At 42.7% G+C, this 19,303-nt stretch carries 13 protein-coding genes; 10 read left to right on the top strand and 3 right to left on the bottom strand.

All coding sequences use genetic code 11. The features are described from left to right. Positions 1–230 precede the first annotated feature (230 nt). From AB4153_RS04675 to AB4153_RS04685, 3 genes are all read right to left on the bottom strand, one after another. Positions 231–1,808 carry a general secretion pathway protein GspF gene (locus AB4153_RS04675; RefSeq protein WP_229370608.1) on the bottom strand — a complete coding sequence of 526 codons (1,578 nt, stop codon included), beginning with the start codon at positions 1,806–1,808 and terminating at the stop codon, positions 231–233. 101 nt (positions 1,809–1,909) lie between these two features. Further along, the gene (locus tag AB4153_RS04680) at positions 1,910–4,354 is read right to left on the bottom strand and encodes a LamG domain-containing protein (protein WP_371996519.1); all 2,445 of its coding nucleotides are present in this window, start codon (positions 4,352–4,354) and stop codon (positions 1,910–1,912) included. Positions 4,355–4,356: 2 nt separating this feature from the next. After that, on the bottom strand, positions 4,357–5,643 hold the full coding sequence (locus tag AB4153_RS04685; protein ID WP_229370611.1) for a hypothetical protein: 1,287 nt from the start codon (positions 5,641–5,643) through the stop codon (positions 4,357–4,359). A gap of 254 nt (positions 5,644–5,897) precedes the next feature. On the opposite strand from AB4153_RS04685, the gene AB4153_RS04690 reads away from it, so the two are divergent. From AB4153_RS04690 to AB4153_RS04735, 10 genes are all read left to right on the top strand, one after another. Further along, complete coding sequence (locus tag AB4153_RS04690) at positions 5,898–8,660, top strand: hypothetical protein (protein WP_371996520.1); 2,763 nt, start codon at positions 5,898–5,900, stop codon at positions 8,658–8,660. A 146-nt stretch (positions 8,661–8,806) separates the two neighbouring features. After that, positions 8,807–9,568: an SH3 domain-containing protein gene (locus AB4153_RS04695; RefSeq protein WP_371996522.1), complete on the top strand. Its 762-nt coding sequence runs from the start codon at positions 8,807–8,809 to the stop codon at positions 9,566–9,568. Between the two features lie 65 nt (positions 9,569–9,633). Further along, positions 9,634–10,290 (top strand): outer membrane beta-barrel domain-containing protein, encoded by a 657-nt coding sequence (locus AB4153_RS04700; protein WP_303524344.1) that lies wholly within the window; start codon positions 9,634–9,636, stop codon positions 10,288–10,290. A 76-nt stretch (positions 10,291–10,366) separates the two neighbouring features. Next, positions 10,367–10,870: a TlpA disulfide reductase family protein gene (locus AB4153_RS04705; RefSeq protein WP_102528065.1), complete on the top strand. Its 504-nt coding sequence runs from the start codon at positions 10,367–10,369 to the stop codon at positions 10,868–10,870. A 4-nt stretch (positions 10,871–10,874) separates the two neighbouring features. Beyond that, positions 10,875–11,123: a DUF4266 domain-containing protein gene (locus AB4153_RS04710; protein ID WP_371996523.1), complete on the top strand. Its 249-nt coding sequence runs from the start codon at positions 10,875–10,877 to the stop codon at positions 11,121–11,123. After that, a complete protein-coding gene (locus tag AB4153_RS04715; protein WP_229370619.1) occupies positions 11,104–12,264 on the top strand; it encodes a DUF3570 domain-containing protein in 1,161 nt (386 codons plus the stop codon). Before AB4153_RS04710 ends, AB4153_RS04715 begins: the two co-directional genes overlap by 20 nt. 47 nt (positions 12,265–12,311) lie before the next feature. Beyond that, positions 12,312–12,971 carry an AraC family transcriptional regulator gene (locus tag AB4153_RS04720; protein WP_371996524.1) on the top strand — a complete coding sequence of 220 codons (660 nt, stop codon included), beginning with the start codon at positions 12,312–12,314 and terminating at the stop codon, positions 12,969–12,971. 5 nt (positions 12,972–12,976) lie between these two features. Further along, the gene (locus tag AB4153_RS04725; RefSeq protein WP_371996525.1) at positions 12,977–15,178 is read left to right on the top strand and encodes a CDC27 family protein; all 2,202 of its coding nucleotides are present in this window, start codon (positions 12,977–12,979) and stop codon (positions 15,176–15,178) included. Further along, complete coding sequence (locus tag AB4153_RS04730; protein ID WP_371996526.1) at positions 15,178–18,435, top strand: tol-pal system YbgF family protein; 3,258 nt, start codon at positions 15,178–15,180, stop codon at positions 18,433–18,435. Before AB4153_RS04725 ends, AB4153_RS04730 begins: the two co-directional genes overlap by 1 nt. After that, complete coding sequence (locus AB4153_RS04735; protein WP_371996527.1) at positions 18,410–19,303, top strand: tetratricopeptide repeat protein; 894 nt, start codon at positions 18,410–18,412, stop codon at positions 19,301–19,303. Before AB4153_RS04730 ends, AB4153_RS04735 begins: the two co-directional genes overlap by 26 nt.

The following is a 19,303-nucleotide window of genomic DNA, read 5'->3' on the forward strand; positions in this document are numbered from 1 at the left end:
GTAAATTAGCTCTGTAGCATGAGGAACAACACTTCGTCGGAGCGGCAAGGGATGTCGAGAAGGGAAATGCTGTTGTTTCCCTTTCGTCGGGTGTGGGCGAAGCGCCACGACTTTGATTCTGATTTTAGTTAAATTTAAAAACAAAGTTAAAAACAAATATAAAAACAAAAAAGCTCAGAGAAAATCTCTGAGCCTTTCAATTTAACCAGCAAAATAAACTTATATTTTAATCAAACTATCGGTTGAAACGCTGTTAGCGAATCTAACATCGCACTGTTGCCCAAACCTTGTCTTGGTGCCACCATATTGAACTGGCCTTGTTCACCATGTAACGCCATGTAGTTAAGCAACACCGTATCCACTAGCAAGTTCACGTTATTTGCCGATGGGGCTGATGCGGTATCCACTGAGGCATCAGAGCGCATAAAGCCGATTTGTTGGTTTTGCGCCATTTGATCGGCACTTGAGCCCATTAATTGTGGCTTACCCGCTGGGTTATACACCAAGAAAAAAGATGCACCTGTTGACGAGTTATCTCCCGTCCATTCGCCCTTGCCTCGTCCTTCCATTGAGTCATCAATGCGGCCATTACTGGCAACAGAGCCATCACTGAATACATACATCATCAAAGGTTGATTGCGACGAGCGGCATATTCCAAACATGCGCCCATACAACGCCCTGCGCGTAAATCTCGTAACTCACCAGTACCACGCTCACCAGTGTGATAGTCAAACCCCCCCATAGTGACAGTGCCAGCACCAGAGAATCCATTAACCACCAGCTTCATAATCGAAGCGGTTTTTTGGAACTCTGATTCTGAATCAAATTCATTAATGGTAAAGATACCGCTTGGGCCCACAATGTCAGGATCTAACACAGGGTTAAGCGTCGAAGGATCACCAAAACGATCGGCTAAATCAGCACTTTTCACATAGCCACAATTGACTAAGTCTTTAATCACATCATCACGAGTCACTTGAGTGTTCACCGAAGCCATTTTCTGGGCGCTAATGCGCTGGATGCTTTCCATTACCGTTACGGCATCGCGCTGAGATAACAAGTTAAACAAATCACCCACATCCACAAGCCCTGTCACATCAGACGGTCGATCGATTTTAGTTGGGCGCATGCTCAAATCGACAAAATTAGCCGCTGCCATTGAGTTGCCACCAGAGTCAGTGCTGCGCGAGCCAATGAGTGGCATCAGCGAGCCGTTAGCACCAGCCGCCGCAATAGCATACATAGGATTATGTGGGTTATTACCCGTATCGTTATCAGAACGACAAGGGATCACCGCACCATTAATCCGTGATGCTGTATCGGCTGAAACCTTTTCCAATATGCCACGTAAAAACGCTGAATCAGAGTGGAACGCGAGCCCTAAATCAGTATTAATAAAATCAGACATACCAACATCAGGGTTTGCAATCGATGGCGCCATATCACCGGGCAAACCCAGCTTGTTATAGCCTGCTGTCGACAAGAAATCTTGCTGACCACCTGCGCCACCAACCAGCACATTTGAGCCAGCAATATTGGCGCCGCCCGCTAAATCGAAACTGATAAACGGAATTTTACCCGCCCCTTGTACGCTAATACCGCATGAGTCTCGCAATGCTTCTAGGTCAGAAGACAACGCAGCATTGGCTTGGTTTGGGTTAGCAAACATGCTCATTAATGATAAACCCGCGACCGCTTGGCCACCTTTTGCCAGGCCCGTTGAGATAAACTCACGGCGAGTCATGGGTTTACGATGATCGGAAAACAATAAAGGACTGTCAGGGTGAAGATGAGTACGTTTAGTCATGTTGAAGTCCTTTTAAACTCTTTTTTGCCGCCGCTTGATTGTCGTTATTCAATATTGGAAATGTCGTAATCTGTGTGGGTATTTTTATCATCATTACGCTCCTATTGAATCAACATCACAGCACTTGCCAACACTGCTGCACATGATGCTTTAGCAATAGTTTGGGTTCGCTCTGCATTACAGTTTGTGCCACACACAGACAAATTACTGACTAATGAATCCAGCTCGCTATAAACCAAGTTAGCATCAGGCTGACTCGATAAATTCAGCGGCATAAGTTGACCAATTAACGGGTTGAGCAAGTTAGGTCTTTCTGCGCTGCTTAATGCCACGTTTGGCTCTTGCGTGAAGTCAATATCAGGGAACCAAGCGCTGCGTAAGCTATCGTCATCAATCGCGACATCACAATAGGCAATTGCCAGTTGCGTCACCCCCATTTGCTGTGCAGAAATAAAGGTATCGATATTTTCGACACTCGGCAGTTGGCTTTTTACTAGCGCATAGGTGTCAAACACTTTGGTTGTTTGCTGAGGTACACCAGTTAACTCACTCATTGAGTGATTAATTTCAGCAAAGTTTCTTAAGCCTATTTGCGCGGTTTCGGTACTTGCTGGTAACTCATCAGGTGTGATTATCACCCCAGGCACAACCACATTTTCATGTTCACCGATTTGTTCAAAAGTAAGGAAAAACTCATCCTGACTGGCACCTTTTTCGAGACCAATAATAGTGCCTAATGCCGACAGCGACATAGGTTCAGCTAACGCCTGACCGCTTTCAATGGCTAAATCTACGTTAGAATAAGCTTGTCCTTGGGCACTTTCTTTACCATTAATCCCGATACGAACTGAACGCATATCAAATGCTTCAGCCACTGGCGTCCCATCGATATTCACCAATGAAGCACCAGTAAATAAATAGCTGTAATTATCAAATTGGCTGACTTCAAACATCACATAGGTATTGGGTAAATCAATTAAATGACTTACCGAGAAGAGCAAGAAGAATTTCTCACCTACACCAACATCATAGTTTTGGCTGATTTGTTCTTGCTCTAGTACGCGGTTATAAATCGCCAACAAACGAATATCACCCTGCCAGATATGTTGGTTTGAAGCCTCTCGTCCTAAAATCAACGCAAAGCTGTCATCCCAAGATGCCAACGGCGCAATATCTTCATCAGCCACTTCAATTAAGTTACCATTGACGTAAATTTTTCGCCCTTCTGTAGCGTTATAAGTTAATACCACATGCTGCAGTGTCGCTTGTAACACTTCATCGGCATCTGGCGTACTTAAGGCTGGTTCGCCATTGGTGCTTGAAGCTTCAGTGCGCAGCATAAAGTCATAGTTATACTGGCTCTGGCCTAATGTGAAGTTACGTGCATCATCACCTGCTGAATAAGTGACGATTCTTGCAGGCCCTTCTTGGGTGACATTATTTGGTGTGACCCAAGCTTCAACTGAAAACTCACCAGTTGAGGTGATTAAATCATGGAGTTTCTTACTGTTGGCGGTACTAGCCTGCGCTTTACCATTAGTAAAAGATAAGCCCCAACTGCCGAGCCATTCAACATCACCCGTCAGCGATAAATTCGCTTCTGGCGCGATACCAGAGGTATCGTATGCAGTAGAACCCTCGCCAGTTTTGAACTGGTATAAGGCAATGACATCCGTTTCAAATCGACCACCACTTGAAGCGGTAATACCATCCGTTAAGCGTAGTGATTTAGACACCACCATTTCTGGTGAAATTTCATCGACAGCAATTGCATCACTCATCGCTGTAACAGCCGCAAGCATTTCATTGCTATTTTCTTGGCAATTTGTCCAACAGTTATGAAACTCACTGCCTAAACGAACCACTAATCTAGACTGAGATGGCTCATCGATGTTGATGACATTTTTAGCCGACTCGTAAGCTTGAGCTATATCGTTACTTGCAAAGAAAGGTGACTGAGCAAAAGTCGCTCCTTCGTTATGACAATCAACACAGTACTGACTAACAATGGGGTAAACATGTTGGCTAAATAGCGCACTGTCATCTGGGAAACTTTTGCTTGAACCTGGCTCTCGAATGACTGGCGCAGTTAACTCAATCGTATTGGCGCTACTGACCCGTTCATCTGACCACAATTTGATCCACGAGGTCATGGTTTCACCACAGGCACTATCACTGTCTAACCAACAATTATGGCCACCAGCCACTTTTTCAACTAACCGAGATGAAGCTGGATCAGTTAAATCAACCAGCGGATTAGTCGCAGCATACGCGTCGTTAACGTCTTCTCGACTGGCAAAATATGGCGCTTGATTACCTTCAGTATGACAGGCTCCACAGCGATTTTGAGTTGAGATATTGTCCCACAATGAGACTTTATATTTTTGAATGTCTTCAGTGGCAGGTGCAGGACCGGTATACACGCCAGAGTCTGGTTCTTGCTGCTGAGGCGGATTACTTTCTACGTCACCGCCGCCACATGCCGTGAGGGTTAAACATAAACTCAGCACCGAGAGGCTAGATAAGGTTTTTTGAGATAATTTCACCGTTACTCTCCCATGCAGTAGTTGCCAACTTCAGCGAATACACGCTTAAGTTGATATGAGTTTTGTTGAAAAGACTCAGTGGTCGCCGCAATTTGGTTAATATCCTCATTGGACTCTGCATCTCGTAAGCACACGGTTTTAAATACTTTCTTTACTTGGCACTGAGCGAAAGCTTGGCTATTAGCAAACTCCTCACCTAATGACTTAGCACCAAAGCCTTTACCTTCAAGGGTTTCATCCCAGCCAAGCTTTTGGTTAACCCCCTCACGCCAATAGTTATGCCATTCATCATCTTCAGTGACATAACCGTAAGGGAAACTGGTCGAGTTAATATGGTATTTACCTTGCACTCTGGTGCCTGTATCGGGGTCAACTTGGCCACTTTGGTTGTAAGCAATAGCCCCATTATCACCAACCGGATCGGCTTCAAGGTTAAAATCATATTGATAAAATGCAAACGCTTGAGCTAATGGATCCATGCCACTGTGGCAACCTAAACAGTTATTGATAAATAAGCGACTATCGCCACCAGGGCTGCGGCTAACATCTTGGCGAATTCTATCAGGTGAACGGGTATTATCTTTTAGGGGCTCTAAATCAGTGCACAAATGATTCATTAAGGTAAAACGCACCATGGCTCTGTTTGTACCTAAATAAAAGAATGCTTTGGCAGCCGCTCTACTGGTTAGAACGCCTGCTGTAGCATCACTTGGCAAACCATTTAAGCTAGACTGACTGGTTCGCTCCAAGCCATCTTTTAAATCAATAAACTGATCTTCTAATGATTGGTAATGTTGGTTATTACTGGTGCTATAGGCTGGTAAATTAAGGCTGTTCTTCCCCACATACACCATATCGGCTTGCAGTACCTGCCTGAAATCAACGTCATCTCGTACCGCACCAATTACAGTTGCACTGTAATCATTTAGTGGTGCAAAACTGTCTTGATCGATATTAGTCCAGGGGGTGGCGAACAATTTTAAGGTCGTGGAATAAAAAGCTGGGGTTTCCATTGCTAAATAAGCCGCTTCTATCGGTTTACTATCGCCGAGTAATTGCGCTATATCATTGAGAGTTTGTTCAGATGCGGGAACACCGGCGATACGATCATGTAATTGCTTAGCTTGCTCTAACGTCCCAGCATGAGACAAAGGAGCAAAAACAATTATTGAACCTAGTGTTAATTTATGCAAAAAGGCTCGGGTTTTATTCAGTGTTAATTGCGTTCTTAGCACATTGAATTTATTTGAAAATCGTTGACTTTTCACCGTACAAAGTTGCCTCTTCATACTGTCTCCTTGTCGTTATTTCAGCCAACAAACGCCTTAAGCGGCAGAGTTATAAAAACGCAGACAATGATAAGTATTTCGGGAATCATAAAGCTTGTTGTTTTTATTTTTGTTAACTTTATTTTTTACTTGGCAAAATAATTTTTATTAAAAAGTATTGAAACACTGAGACTAGGCGGCAATAATGTCAAGAGTTATTACATTTTAACTATGTAACGATAACAATAATAACAATTATATATTAAGGGTAATAAATGAAGCCATTTTTCGGCTTAAAGGGATTAGGCCGTAAAACTTTTGACAATAAAGTTTTAGGCTATAAAGCTTCTATTTATCAAGCATTAATGGCGTTTCTTCTTGTTAGCGGTTGTAACACGGATACTGCGCTTAAGGATGAACAGCCTGATCCTGTTTTAGTTGAATACCCTGTGGTTTACATTCAGCGCGATCTCATTACCCAGCCCAGTGATGACAACCCAGAATCCGCTAGTTTTCAAAGTAGAAACCCAAGCCAATTTAATCCTGGCGCACAATTATTTGTAAAACGAAATGCGTTTACTGACTCACCCGTTACCAATATCACCGCCGAACTTTTTGCCGATTTAATCACCGAAGATCCTGATACTATCCAACGCATAGATATTCGTGATTTATCAGTATCTGATGATGGTCAACAATTTTTAGTCTCTATTCGCGCGCCAGAAATTGCTGATGCCGACGAAGATGAGCAACCAAGTTGGAATATATGGCGTTACCAATTATCAGACCAATCACTGACCCGATTAATAGACAGTGATACGACCGCCGAACAAGGTGATGATTTGATGGCATCCTTTCTCCCTGATGGACGGATTATATTTGCCTCAACCCGCCAGCGCTTATCACGAGCCATTTTACTCGATGAAGGTAAACCGCAATACACCGCTCTCGATGAAAGCCGCGATAACGAAACGTTCAACATCCATTTAATGAACGATGATGGTAGCGGTATTGAGCAACTGACCTTCAATCTTAGTCATGATTTCTACCCACTGGTATTGCAAGATGGTCAAATCCTCTATAGCCGTTGGGATGACATGGGTGGCGACCATGGTATTAACCTCTACAAAATGAATCCAGATGGCACCGAGAATGAATTAATGTTCGGCTGGCATTCTCATCAGATGACTCTCGATGAGCAAGATGAACAAATTGAGTTTGTTAAACCGCAGCAATTACCAAATGGCAATATACTAATGCTGCTGTCATCACAGGATGAAATGAGTTATCAAAAAAGGCCTGTGACAATTAATATCGATGAGTATATTGATAACCAGCAAGCCACTGCGGTATCGGGCGAAACCGACAACACAACTAACAATGCCATAAACGATTTACCGCTCAGTTTTGATTTTAAATTTAACTTCGCAGACGCGCTATCACCTTCTGGGCGCTTAACTCATTTATATCCATTACCTGATAACAGCCAACGTTATTTATTGAGTTGGGATCTTTGTCGGGTTGTTGTTGAAGAACAAATCCGTGCATGTGGTCAATTAACTGATGAACAGTTACTGGATCAAACCTTAGCACTTGCCGATCCCTTATATGAACTTTGGCTACTTAACGATGCCGACGGTACTCAGCAGTTAGTCGCCAATAGCGAAGAAGGTAAAGTGATTACTGAAGCGTTAGTGATGCAGCCGTCATCGCAACCTAAAGCCTTTATCGCCAACCAAGTGATTGGTAATGAACTTGATCCACAGTTGCACGAAGAACTCGCTGCGGCAATTCACATTCGCAGCGTATATGATTTTGATGGTCAAGACAGCAGTAGTAATCAAGGCGGTATTAGTCAATTAAGCGATCCTTCATTAACCCCAGCCAGTGAATTACCAGCACGCTTTTTAAAAGTCGTTCGCGGCGTACCTATGCCACCTGATGAAGTTCGAGATATTGCCAATACCGATTTTGGCCGCAGCCGAAATCAATTAATGCGCGAAGTTATTGGCTACACCCCAATTCAGCCAGACGGTTCAGTAAAAATTAAAGTCCCAGCAAATGTACCATTGGCCATCAGTGTCTTAGATAGCAACGGCCAGCGCATTGGTGGTCGCCACAGCCAATGGATAAGTTTACAAGCGGGTGAAACCCTGCAATGTATGGGTTGTCACACGGCTAACAGCCAATTACCTCATGGCCGTTATGATGCCCAAGCAGACAGCATTAACACAGGGGCGATTGGTGGCTCTGCATACCCTAATGCCAGCAGCAATATTATTCCAATACAAGGTCAAACCATGGCGCAGGCCGATGCCATGGTCAATGGCATTGCAGAGCTATCGGCGAGCCTACGTTACGATGATATTTGGACTAATCCAGCTATCTCAGCGCCAAACCCGAGTATGAATCTGAGTTATGAAAACTTAACAACCCCAGCACCAAATGGCAGTGAATGTTTTAATAATTGGACCCCATATTGCCGCATTCAAATCAACTATGAAGAACATATTCAGCCCCTTTGGGATTTACCTCGTTTAGCCATAGACGAAGACACCTTAGAGGTCCTTGCAGATAACACTTGCACCGTGTGCCATAGCAATGTTGATGATAATAGCCTTGCCCAGGTGCCAGCTGGTCAGCTTGAATTGATTGCAGCTCCATCAATAGATCAAATCGCTCACCTGACGAGTTATCGTGAGTTATTTTTTAATGATGTCGAACAAGAAGAAGTGGATGGAATCGTTATCGACAAACTAGTCGAAGTGCTAGATGCCGATGGTAACGTGGTTTATCAACTGGATGCCGATGGTGAATTGATACTCGATGCCGAAGGTAATCCAATTCCTGTATTAACCACAGTGAATGTACCAGCAATTATCTCGACGAATGGTGCCAGAGCCAGTAGCAGGTTTTTTAATACCATGAATGATGAAACCCATCAAAATATGCTGACAGCCGACGAACTTAAATTATTAAGCGAATGGATAGATATTGGGGCCCAGTATTACAACACCCCTTTTTACGCTCAAGATTAGTCGAAAAGACTTTTGATAACTGCCGCCTTAATAAGAGCAACTTAGGTAAGAGACGGCATGATAAGAAAAACCTTGATAACAACAAAGTTGAAAGCCAAATAAAAACAACAATAAACAAGGACTGATGATGTTACAAAAAGGAAGCTATGTTTAATTTCGCCTGCCCATTCAAATTCATGTTGGCAGGTACATTACTCTGTTTAACGTTATTGAACTCCAATCTTGCTCACGCTGAATCCTCGGCGGCGCAGTTAACCATTGATGTTCCCTTTGTTGAGCTTCACTCAGGCCCAAGTGCTGGCTATCCCGTCGTGCATGTTGTCGAGCAACATGAACAGGTCAGTGTACTACTCAAACGAACATCTTGGCTCAAAGTCCGTGATAAGCGTGGCATTGAAGGTTGGTTTCATGAAGATGGCTTACGCGGACTCAGCCAACATGGTGAAGCGGTTAACCAGCATGTCATTGGCACTGAAGCCTTTATGCAAAGAGACTGGGAAGCGGGCGTAATGTATGGCGACCTTGAAGGCGCTAACTTTTATAACGTCCACTTAGGCTATGTTTTCACCCCTGTTTTTAGTGCTGAAATATCTGCTGGTAAAGCCTTAGGTAGCATTTCTGATAGTGACTTATTTGAAGCCATGCTTTACAGCCATCCTTTTCCTGAATTTACCTTGGTCCCATACATTGGCATAGGTGGCGGCATTATCAACACTAAGCCTCACAGTGTTATCGCGGATTCTGAATCACGTCAAAGCACCTTAATGAGTGCAGCGGCTGGGGTTAAATACCATCTCGCACGTAACTTTATCTTACGCGCCGAATATAAACTCTCGTTGGCCTTAACCGACAGAGATGAAAATGAACAACTTCAATCTTGGAAAGTCGGCTTTAGCGTCTTTTTCTAATGGGCATGGGAATAATGAAGGCAATGATGAAAACAGCGATAACAACAAAAATAAGCATTAATACCATGGTAAAAAACGCAATTAAATCTTGTTTAACCCTAAGTATCGTCACTTTAGGCATGGGCTATAGCGCCATTGCACTTTCAGCTGAAACTAGCCAATCAAATACCGTCGGAGTTAAAGCCGATGTTGAGCGCCGCGAAGTACTCGATGATGTATTGGATACCGAAAATTTCGAGGTCGGTATTCAAGGTGGCTTGATGTCAATTGAGGACTTTGAAAATAGCCCTTGGATTAGTGCACATCTGGGGTATCACATCAGTGAACACTTTTATGTCAAAGCCAGATATGCAGTCGCTGAAGGCGGATATACCAGTTTTGAAAAGCTTGCTAACACCGCACCTTTACTGACAGATGAAGAGCGCGAAATGACCTACTACGGTCTCAATATTGGTTATAACCTTCTACCTGGTGAAATATTTTTCAGTGAAGATTTAGTCTTTAACAGTGTGTTCTCCTTTGAAGTCGGTGGTGGTAACACTGAGTTTGCCGGTGATGAACAATTTACGGTGAACTTAACCGCTAACTACCGCGTTTTTCTTAATGACTGGGTTGCATGGGATCTGGCGATGAGTGACTACATCTTTGACACTCAAATAACAGGCTCATCAAAAACGACGCACAATTTAACCTTTTCTACTGGTATTGCTGTTTATTTTTAATCTATAGCCGTTGGTCACAACCTAGCTCGAAAAAGAGTTAAACAAAAATTAAATAATAAGAAATAAAGGATTATCAATGATGTTATTTAAGCGTGGGTTCATTGCCCTGTTTACCCTATTTACTTTAAGTGTATCGATTCAAGCCAATGCGTTATCAGAAGGCGATATGGCACCAGATTTCACCTTAAAAAACATGCAAGGTGAGAACCTTAAACTCTCTGAGCAGCGCGGCAATATCATCCTGATTAACTTCTGGGCATCTTGGTGTGGACCTTGTAGAAAAGAGATGCCTGTACTGCAAAAGCTTGAAGACAAATATCGAGATTTAGGCGTTGCCGTTTGGGGCGTCAATGTTGAGCAAGAAAACCAAGCAGGTAAAGACTTTCTAGCCGACCTTAATTTAAGTTTTGACATCTTTTTTGACGAAACAAACAGCCTATCTGAGACCTACGATGTAAAAGCCATGCCAACGACTGTGATTGTCGATCGCGACGGCAAAGTGCGATATGTGTTCTTAGGTTATCAAGACGGTTACGAGAAAAAATACGCCGCTGCGATTAAAAAGCTGATCAGAGAGTAACCCTATGATGAATCCAATCAAAAAAATGCTCACCCTCATAACGGCCCTGTCGTCACTATTCATAATATCGGGCTGCTCAAGTTTAGACATAGAACCTTGGGTAAAACCTTATGAACGCCAAAACCTTGCCGATCCTATTATGCGATTTGGTAGGCATCCCATTGCCAATATGCACGTAGCGCATGTATTGGAGGCCCGTGAGTCTGCTCGCGGAGCAGAAGGAACTGGAGGCGGTGGCTGTGGTTGTAACTAAGATGCTCAAGTGCTTATTAAAGACAGCCACACTGACAGGATTAATTCTCTGTTCGCCACTCAGCCTAGCTGCAGTGCTAGAGCCTGATCGCGCTGATGTGCTTTATCACAGCTATGAAGGCGGCGGGATGAAAATTGACGGTCCTTCGGTATTGCTTCGAAAAAAGACCTCAGAATCATTGGCGTTTACTGGCTACTACTACCTCGATAGCATTTCTTCGGCCTCTGTAGATGTGCTCAGTACAGCAAGTCCATATAGCGAAAAGCGCCATGAAGGCCAAGTCGGGGTCGAATACCTCAACGATAAGACCTTAATGACCTTTAATGCCCGCCAGAGTGATGAAGACGATTACCTCGCACAATCCTTTAGCGTTAATGTATCTCAAGATACCTTTGGCGATTTAACCAATTTAAGTCTTGGTGTGTCATATGGTGATAATGAAATACGCCGCAATGGCGATGACCAATTTGAAGAACAAAGTCAGCAGTACCGTATTCGCGCAGGCATAAGTCAAATTTTAACTCGCAACTTAACCGCGCAACTTAACTTTGAAGCCATTGCTGACGAAGGTTACCTCAATAACCCATACCGTACGGTACGCTACATAGATACGACTAACCCATCCGGTGTTGGCTATCAGTCTGAAATCTATCCAGAGACTCGAAACTCGTTTTCAACCAAATTATCGGCAAGCTACTTTCTGCCCTATCGCGCGGCGTTATTTTTTCATTACCGCTACTTCAACGACAGCTGGGAAATTGATGCTAATGATGTCGAACTCGGATACCGCCACCCTATTGGTGACTTCTTAGAACTTGAATTTAAAGTGCGTTACTACCAGCAAACTCAAGCTGAATTTTATAGTGACTTATTCCCTTATCAAGATGCACAAAACTACCTAGCCCGCGATAAAGAGTTAAGTGACTTTAATGACTTAACCTTAGGTCTAGGTGTCACTTATTTAATGCCTGAAAGCTTATCTTTTGGAGATACTCGCTCAGAAGCCAGTATTCAATGGGACTACATCACCTTCGACTACAACAACTTTAGAGATCCCACTGCTGATGGTGGCGTAGGTAACGAACCGTTTTACAATTTTTCCGCTAACGTCATCCGCGCTTTTTATAGCGTTTACTTTTAATCATTTTGCGTAATGTTAGCGATTTAGCCCATTTTCAAGGTAGAAATATGAACAACACAGAACAAGGTACTGGACAAGGTACTGGACAAGGTACAGCGCAGGGTAACACTGTTAAGTCATCTACAAATTTTAAAATATGGCTCACTTTGGGGCTATTTATAGCCATTTTCTGGAGCGCGATGCAGCCAAGTGCCGCGTTAGCCAATACTGATAATGACGCGAGTGCTAATGCAATTACTAATGGTAGCGCTGATAGTCAGAGTCAGGTAGCAAGCGAACTTGAAAATATTAAAAGCCAAGTCATTAAATTAAATCGTGATTTATTCATTCTTGAAGAAGACTTATTGTTCCCCGCAAGCACTCAAATAGCTGTATTTGTGTCAGTGGATATTGGACGTTTTTTTACCCTAGACAGTGTCGAGTTAAAAATTAATCAGCAAAATGTAGCCGGTTTTTTATATACCCAACGCCAACGTCGTGCACTGGAAAAAGGCGGCATTCAAAAAGTCTATATGGGCAATTTGAAAATGGGACAGCATCAGCTTACCGCTATTTTTACCGGTGTTGATGCAGAAGGTCGCACCGTACAAAGAGCAGTGACTCATCAATTTGAAAAGACAGATGAAACCGTGATGGTGGAATTGAAACTTGAAGATAATGAATCCAGTTATCGTGCAGATGTGAAAGTTGAAGAGTGGGTTTTATAACGGTTATGCCAGTTAATATGAACCAAGCTTTCCGTGACTTTAGCCGCTATGCAGTAGCAACGCCTCAGCTAAAAGCGATAATACTGCTTATCGTTAGCGGCTGTTTTTCAACTGCTGCTATCAGTGCTGATATGCCCACTGATGTCTCAACTGATGAGCTAAATAAGCAACCAATTGAAGTTGCTCATTCAACGGCTGCAACTAATTTAACCCTTGCTCAGCAAGCGAACCTGCGCAATAAACTTTATCGCCAAGCCTTATACTTTTATTTTGAAGGTGATTACAACGCCGCATTAAGCCAAGTTAGCCTAAACAGACAGCGCTTTGATGCTGATACCGCAAAAAGCCATTTGTTTGAAGCTGGCTTACAGGTATCCATCGGTTTACATCATCAAGCTACAGAGACGTTGGCCACGTTCGAGCAAGCATTAATTCAACAACAAGCAAACGATAAGTTGGCAGGTATTGAGCCACCAACCGAAGATAAGCAAGGTAATCAAACCGCCACCTCTGCTGATGAGCTAAAGCTTATCGCGCTACTACAGTTGTCAGAACAACAAATAGAGCAAGGTAAACACAGTGCTGCCCAGCAAACTATCGCTTACATAACTCAACTGCCTGCTTCATATGCTGAGCAATATCAGATCCTACATCAATTGGCATATTGGCCTGCATCTGTGACTCCTTCAGCGAAAATAATTGATGAGTCAGCCGCGGGATCAAACCAAGCAGATACTGAATTAACTGCAAAGTCGTCATTATCTGCTTACGTCATGCTTAACCAAGCACTGCAATTGATGCAAGCAAAGGAATATCAACGCGCAGAAACACTGCTGTTACGCATTAAAAACATTAACTTAGCAGCAACTGAAACGAATTTTTGGCAAAGCTTATTTACTGAAAAGAGTCCACAACAACGAGCTCAAGTTTCTAGTAAAAATGTTAATAAAGAAATCACTGACATAAGCATAATGACAGCTGATGAATTGAAGGCAGATAAACAAATCCAGCAGCAAGCCATTAATGATTATGCTCAATTATTGTTAGCCCAACTGTATGTTAAACAAGGTCTATACCAAGCAGCATTCGATCAATTACAAGATTTTCCTGAGCACAGTCCTTACACTGAGTCTGCACTGTTTCTATTTGCCTTCTCAGCTCAGCAGATCAAGCGATATGACACTTCACTGGCATTGCTTGATTTATTAAAACGTGACTATCAATACTCCCAGCTCGGTTGGCAATCAGCATTACTCATTTCTGCTCAAATCAAACAGCAAAACACGCTTTCTGAGAGCCTGTATAGCTATCAACAAGCCGAGCAACTCTATGTTGAACAATTAGCTGACTTAGCACGCTTTCATACTGATATTAAGCAAACCGAATTAACGCCATTATTGTTCAACAGTAATGTAAACGCTCAAACGGGAGCTAATAGTCAATGGCTGCAAAAAGCCTTAGAAAATCCAGAGCTGAAACACGATATCGATACCTTATCTGAGTTATCACTGTTAACGAGCAATATTGACCGTCAGCAGCAAAAAAATGCCTGGATAAAAGAGAGCTTAACACTCAATAAACAGCGTCAAGCTCGCATCATCAAACAGCAAAGCCAACCCCAGTATCCTGAATTGATTCAGCAGTTAACCAATCAAAAACAGCTGTTAGCACAAAAGATTACTGAGGCTGAGGCACAAGAAAACGCAGATGTTTTTGCCAATGACGCAGAGCAAGCATGGCTAAAACGCGTCAATGAAAGTGAAAATATTATCAAGGCTATTAGTGGTCAGCGCAGCACTGAAGAGTATCAACAAAGACTAAGCCGCGTTAAAGCTGTCCTTAACTGGGAGTTACAACAGCAATTTCCTCAAAGGTTATGGCAACATAAAAAATTACTTAAACAAGTCGACCAACAACTCGTACTGGTGAGTCAGCAGCAACAACGCTTTGCTCAGTTAGCCAATTCTCAGCAACAAACCACTGCGTTTGAGCAGCGCCAAGCTCAAGCAGAAATGAGACTGGTTACAACAACTCAAAATATCGCAGCACTTGAAGCCTCAACCAAAGCTCAAATTCAACAAAAAATCTCAGTCTTTGTTTCTGAGCAACAAATTCAACTTGAACAGTTATTACTGGCCTCTCGCCATGAAATGGCGGCTGTATTAGAGCAAATGTCCCAACCTGTTATAAATGGGGAGGAATTATAATGACCCCATCAAAACCAACGCTATCTCTACTCGTTAGCTGCATGATCATTGCTGGCGTCAGCGGTTGTAAAAGCACCCTAGATACTCAAGCTAATAACAATCCCAAAAGAGCGACATTAACTGATTTAGCCAAACAACAACCCCAAGTTTCATTGGACTCACTTGCTCTGACAAAAGCGCAGCGAAGCCAAAAACTTGCGCAAATTTATCAGCAATTACTGACATTAGAACCCAACCCAGAAGTCAGAACACACGTTGAATATCGTCTGGTTCAAATTAAGACTGAAAATCTTGAAGAGCAAATGTTTGGTGAGCTTGAAACCACAGTTCTTGATGAAGATACAGGGGTTAACTCGTTAGCTGCAGAGCAAAAAGCTTTGCAACAGTTCAAGCAAAACGATCAACAGCTAGTAAAATTAATCGCTGAGTATCAAACACTATTACAGCGCTACCCTAATCGCGCTGATAACGAGCATCTGCAGTATCAACTGGCAAAAGCGCTAGATTTGCAAGGCCAGCTAGATGAAAGCTTAATCGAAATGGAATCGTTATTATCCCGCTACCCTAACACTCAATATTTGGCGGAGCTTAACTTTAGGCGCGGCGAAATCTATTACAACTTGCAAGATTACCCTGCTGCAATAAGCGCTTATAAACAGGTTCAATTAGCTGATAACAATGATAAATATTTACTCAACAGCATTTATATGTCTGGCTGGTCACTGTTTAAACTGAATCGCTTACCTGAGGCTGACAGTACCTTTTTAGCCGTGTTCGATACGATTTTAGCTAACCATAAACCAAAGCAAAATGAGTTAACCGCAACGGATTTCAGCTTTGCCAGTTTGAGCAGCCGCGAGCAAAACCTAGCAATTGATGCGCAGCGAGTGTTAAGTATTTCACTCAGTCAGCAGCAACAATCCGTGTCCTTAGTTGCGCTGGTGACATCAAAACAAGACACGCGTTACTTACCTATTTATCAACATGTTCTATTTGATAACTTAGCAAAATTCTTACTGAAACAAGAGCTGCAACATGATGCAGAGCTGACCTATCAAGCCTATATCGATTTGGCACAAGATAACATTTGGTCTGCTCGTTACTCATTGGCTTTACTTAAGCTTTATCAGCGCCAGGGTAAGTTTGCATCAATGCATAAACTCAAAAATGATTATATTAACCAGTACGGGTTAAATAGTACTTTTTGGAGTCAAGCAAGTGCAAAGCATCAACGAGAGTTACTGCCTCATTTACTGGCATTTAGTGATGAGCATAGCCGCAGAGTTTACGCCAACGCGCAAAATCAGCCTGCAGGCATTGGCCGAGTAAGCGCTTTTAAAGCGGCAGCAAATGCATTAAGTACCTACTTACAACTCGCAAAACTGCCACAGGCAAGCAGCTTACTCAGCAAAGATATTCACACTGATGAATACCTATTTGCTGATGCTAATTTTGAAGCCAAGCAATTTAGACAAGCACTTAACAGTTATAAAACTATCGCTTATGGTGAAATCAGTTCTATTGATGAATCGGTTCAAGCAGACCAGCCAAACCAACAAGCTGATCACTTAAGCCAAGCAAATAAGCAGCTAAACCAAGAGCAGATAGCCCTCAAAAAGCAGGCGGCTTATGCAACCACAATCACAATTCGAGAAATCCTAACACCGCTACAAAATCAAGCTAATGCAAATTTGGATAGCACTCAGGTAGTTCTCCAAGAGAGAGTCGCCTTAGATAAACAGTTTATTGCCAACTATCCAGATGATAAACGCGCTCTAGAGCTTGCAACTCACGGCGCCCAATATTCATTTGCATCGAAAAACTATCTGGATTTAGCCCAGTTCAGCGAATTTGTATTAGTGACTCACGGTGTCATTAATCAACCCTCTGAGAAAAGTGCAGAACAAATAGCGGTAGTAGCGCGACAAACACCTGATGAATTAGCCAGTGTACAAAAACCTCAGGCTTATATCGCCCTCGATAAATCAAGTGTTATCAATCCAGTAGAGCACGGTAAACAGCTACCTAAAACTCAATTAAAACAAGTACAACTTGTGACTCAGTTATATGCTCACGGGTTATATCAGCAAAGCCAATATGCCCTTGCTGAGCAATCTTATAATCTGGCGTTAAAATATTTAAGTGTCAGTCAAACACCGACAGCGCAGCAAGCGACATCACGAGTTGAAATGCGCGATTTATTAGCATCAAGCATTTACTTCCAAGCACAGGCTAACAAGAACGACAATCCGCAACTTGCTGTTGTCGATTTATTACGGATTAGCAAAGCTGTGCCTGAATCAAAATATGCAGTCAGTGGCGAGTTTGAAGCGGCGAATATCTTGCTTTCGCAGCAGCAATGGCAACAAGCTATTACGGTATTGGTGCCATTTCAAAAGCGTTATCCTAAACATCAATTCAGTGCATCAATCCCAGCAAAACTTGCTCAGTCATATGAAGCATTAGAACAATGGGAATTGGCTGCTGAGCAGCTGTTGATTATTGTTGCCAATGAACCCAAAGGAGCGCTAAAGCGTGAGGCGCAATATACTGCTGCGGAGTACTACCTCAAAGCAGGCGAAACCGAAAAAGCCCGCTTAACCTATCGAACATACGCTAAAGATTACCCTGAGCCTTTTGATGTAGCACAAGAAGTACGCCTTAAAATGAGCGAGTTTTATCAAGTTTCTAACGAGCCCAATAAGGAATATTACTGGTATCGCCAGATATTAACCTTCCACGCCAAGCAGCAAGCTAAAGCGAATACCTTTGCTGGGCGAGAAATTGAAATTGCCTCAATTGCAGCTTCTGAATTAGCCCAAGCACACCAGCAAACATTTATCGCGATTAAGTTAACCGCGCCATTAAATAAAACCTTGAAGCGTAAACAAGACGCGATGAAACAAGCTATTGGTTATTACCAGCAAGTGTTGGACTTTCAACGAGCACAATATGTGCCGCAAGCGACCTTTAACTTAGCTGAAATGTATCGCCAGTTAGCGGCTGATGTTATGGACTCTGAGCGCCCTAGTGACCTAGATGAATTAGCGCTGGAAGAGTACGAAATATTGCTTGAAGAGCTCGCCTATCCATTTGAGGAAAAGGCTATTGAAATTCATATCAGTAACACTGAGCGAGCTTGGCAGAATATCTATGACCAATGGATTGGCAAAAGTTTCGCAACCTTAACTGAGCTGTCACCTGCGTTATATAACAAACAGGAGGTGACACATGATGTCGTTGAATCAATTCACTAAACCTTTAAGTAAGAGAGTAAACAGGCGAGTGAACAATAAAGTGAATAATAAAGTGAATAACACACTTTCTTCAGCTCATGTCACCATCAAGTTATTAATGGGTTTCAGCCTAATGATCTTGTCTGCATGCTCAACGATGACTAATGATCAAGCGAGTGAAAACGCCGAAGCTAACGGTATTGATGCCCTAGATAGCAGTATGGTGGATATGGTTAACACAGATGATGGCAATGCTAGCTCTGTGGCAAATGGCTCTGTAGGGAACAGCTCGAACAAGCAAACGGCAAGTAATGGCGCTTTAAATGACATAACAGCCAACAATTACAACTTATATGCTGAGCAAGCACAGCAACGTTTAGCCAATGTACCCAGTACGGTGTTAACTCAGTATCAAGATGCGCTTGCTCTGATGAAACAACAGCAATTTGATCAAGCTGATGTATTATTCGATCAAGTACTCTTGGCGCAGCCAACCCTATCAGGTGCATTAGTAAACAAAGCCTTAATCGCCATTAATAAAAGTGACTTTAGTCAGGCTGAATCTTTGTTAGATCAAGCCATTGCCGTTAACGATAAAAACCCTTTCGCCTTTCAGTTGAAGGCCCTTGTAGCAAGAAAGCAAGGTCAATTTGAACAGGCAGAAAAAGATTATTTAACCGCATTATCTATTTGGCCTAATTATCCAGAAGCACAAGTTAACCTCGCTATTTTGCTCGAGCTATACCGAGGAAAACTATTGGATTCGAGACGTTATTATCAATCCTATTTATTGCTAAAACCTGATGATGTTCAAGCCCAGCGATGGTTGGCTGGCGTTGAAATAAAAATTCAGCGAGCTGGGCTCAATTTGCAACAAGGAGAAGGATAA

This window comes from Shewanella sp. 10N.286.52.E4 (genome assembly GCF_041468785.1).
GTDB lineage: Bacteria > Pseudomonadota > Gammaproteobacteria > Enterobacterales > Shewanellaceae > Shewanella > Shewanella electrodiphila.

What these genes read in the sequence shown, in the direction of transcription:
- AB4153_RS04675 (WP_229370608.1), bottom strand. Translation starts at nt 1,808, where the DNA reads ATGACTAAACGTACTCATCTTCACCCTGACAGTCCTTTATTGTTTTCC.
- AB4153_RS04685 (WP_229370611.1), bottom strand. Translation starts at nt 5,643, where the DNA reads ATGAAGAGGCAACTTTGTACGGTGAAAAGTCAACGATTTTCAAATAAA.
- AB4153_RS04690 (WP_371996520.1), top strand. Translation starts at nt 5,898, where the DNA reads ATGAAGCCATTTTTCGGCTTAAAGGGATTAGGCCGTAAAACTTTTGAC.
- AB4153_RS04695 (WP_371996522.1), top strand. Translation starts at nt 8,807, where the DNA reads ATGTTTAATTTCGCCTGCCCATTCAAATTCATGTTGGCAGGTACATTA.
- AB4153_RS04700 (WP_303524344.1), top strand. Translation starts at nt 9,634, where the DNA reads ATGGTAAAAAACGCAATTAAATCTTGTTTAACCCTAAGTATCGTCACT.
- AB4153_RS04705 (WP_102528065.1), top strand. Translation starts at nt 10,367, where the DNA reads ATGATGTTATTTAAGCGTGGGTTCATTGCCCTGTTTACCCTATTTACT.
- AB4153_RS04710 (WP_371996523.1), top strand. Translation starts at nt 10,875, where the DNA reads ATGATGAATCCAATCAAAAAAATGCTCACCCTCATAACGGCCCTGTCG.
- AB4153_RS04720 (WP_371996524.1), top strand. Translation starts at nt 12,312, where the DNA reads ATGAACAACACAGAACAAGGTACTGGACAAGGTACTGGACAAGGTACA.
- AB4153_RS04725 (WP_371996525.1), top strand. Translation starts at nt 12,977, where the DNA reads ATGCCAGTTAATATGAACCAAGCTTTCCGTGACTTTAGCCGCTATGCA.
- AB4153_RS04730 (WP_371996526.1), top strand. Translation starts at nt 15,178, where the DNA reads ATGACCCCATCAAAACCAACGCTATCTCTACTCGTTAGCTGCATGATC.
- AB4153_RS04735 (WP_371996527.1), top strand. Translation starts at nt 18,410, where the DNA reads ATGATGTCGTTGAATCAATTCACTAAACCTTTAAGTAAGAGAGTAAAC.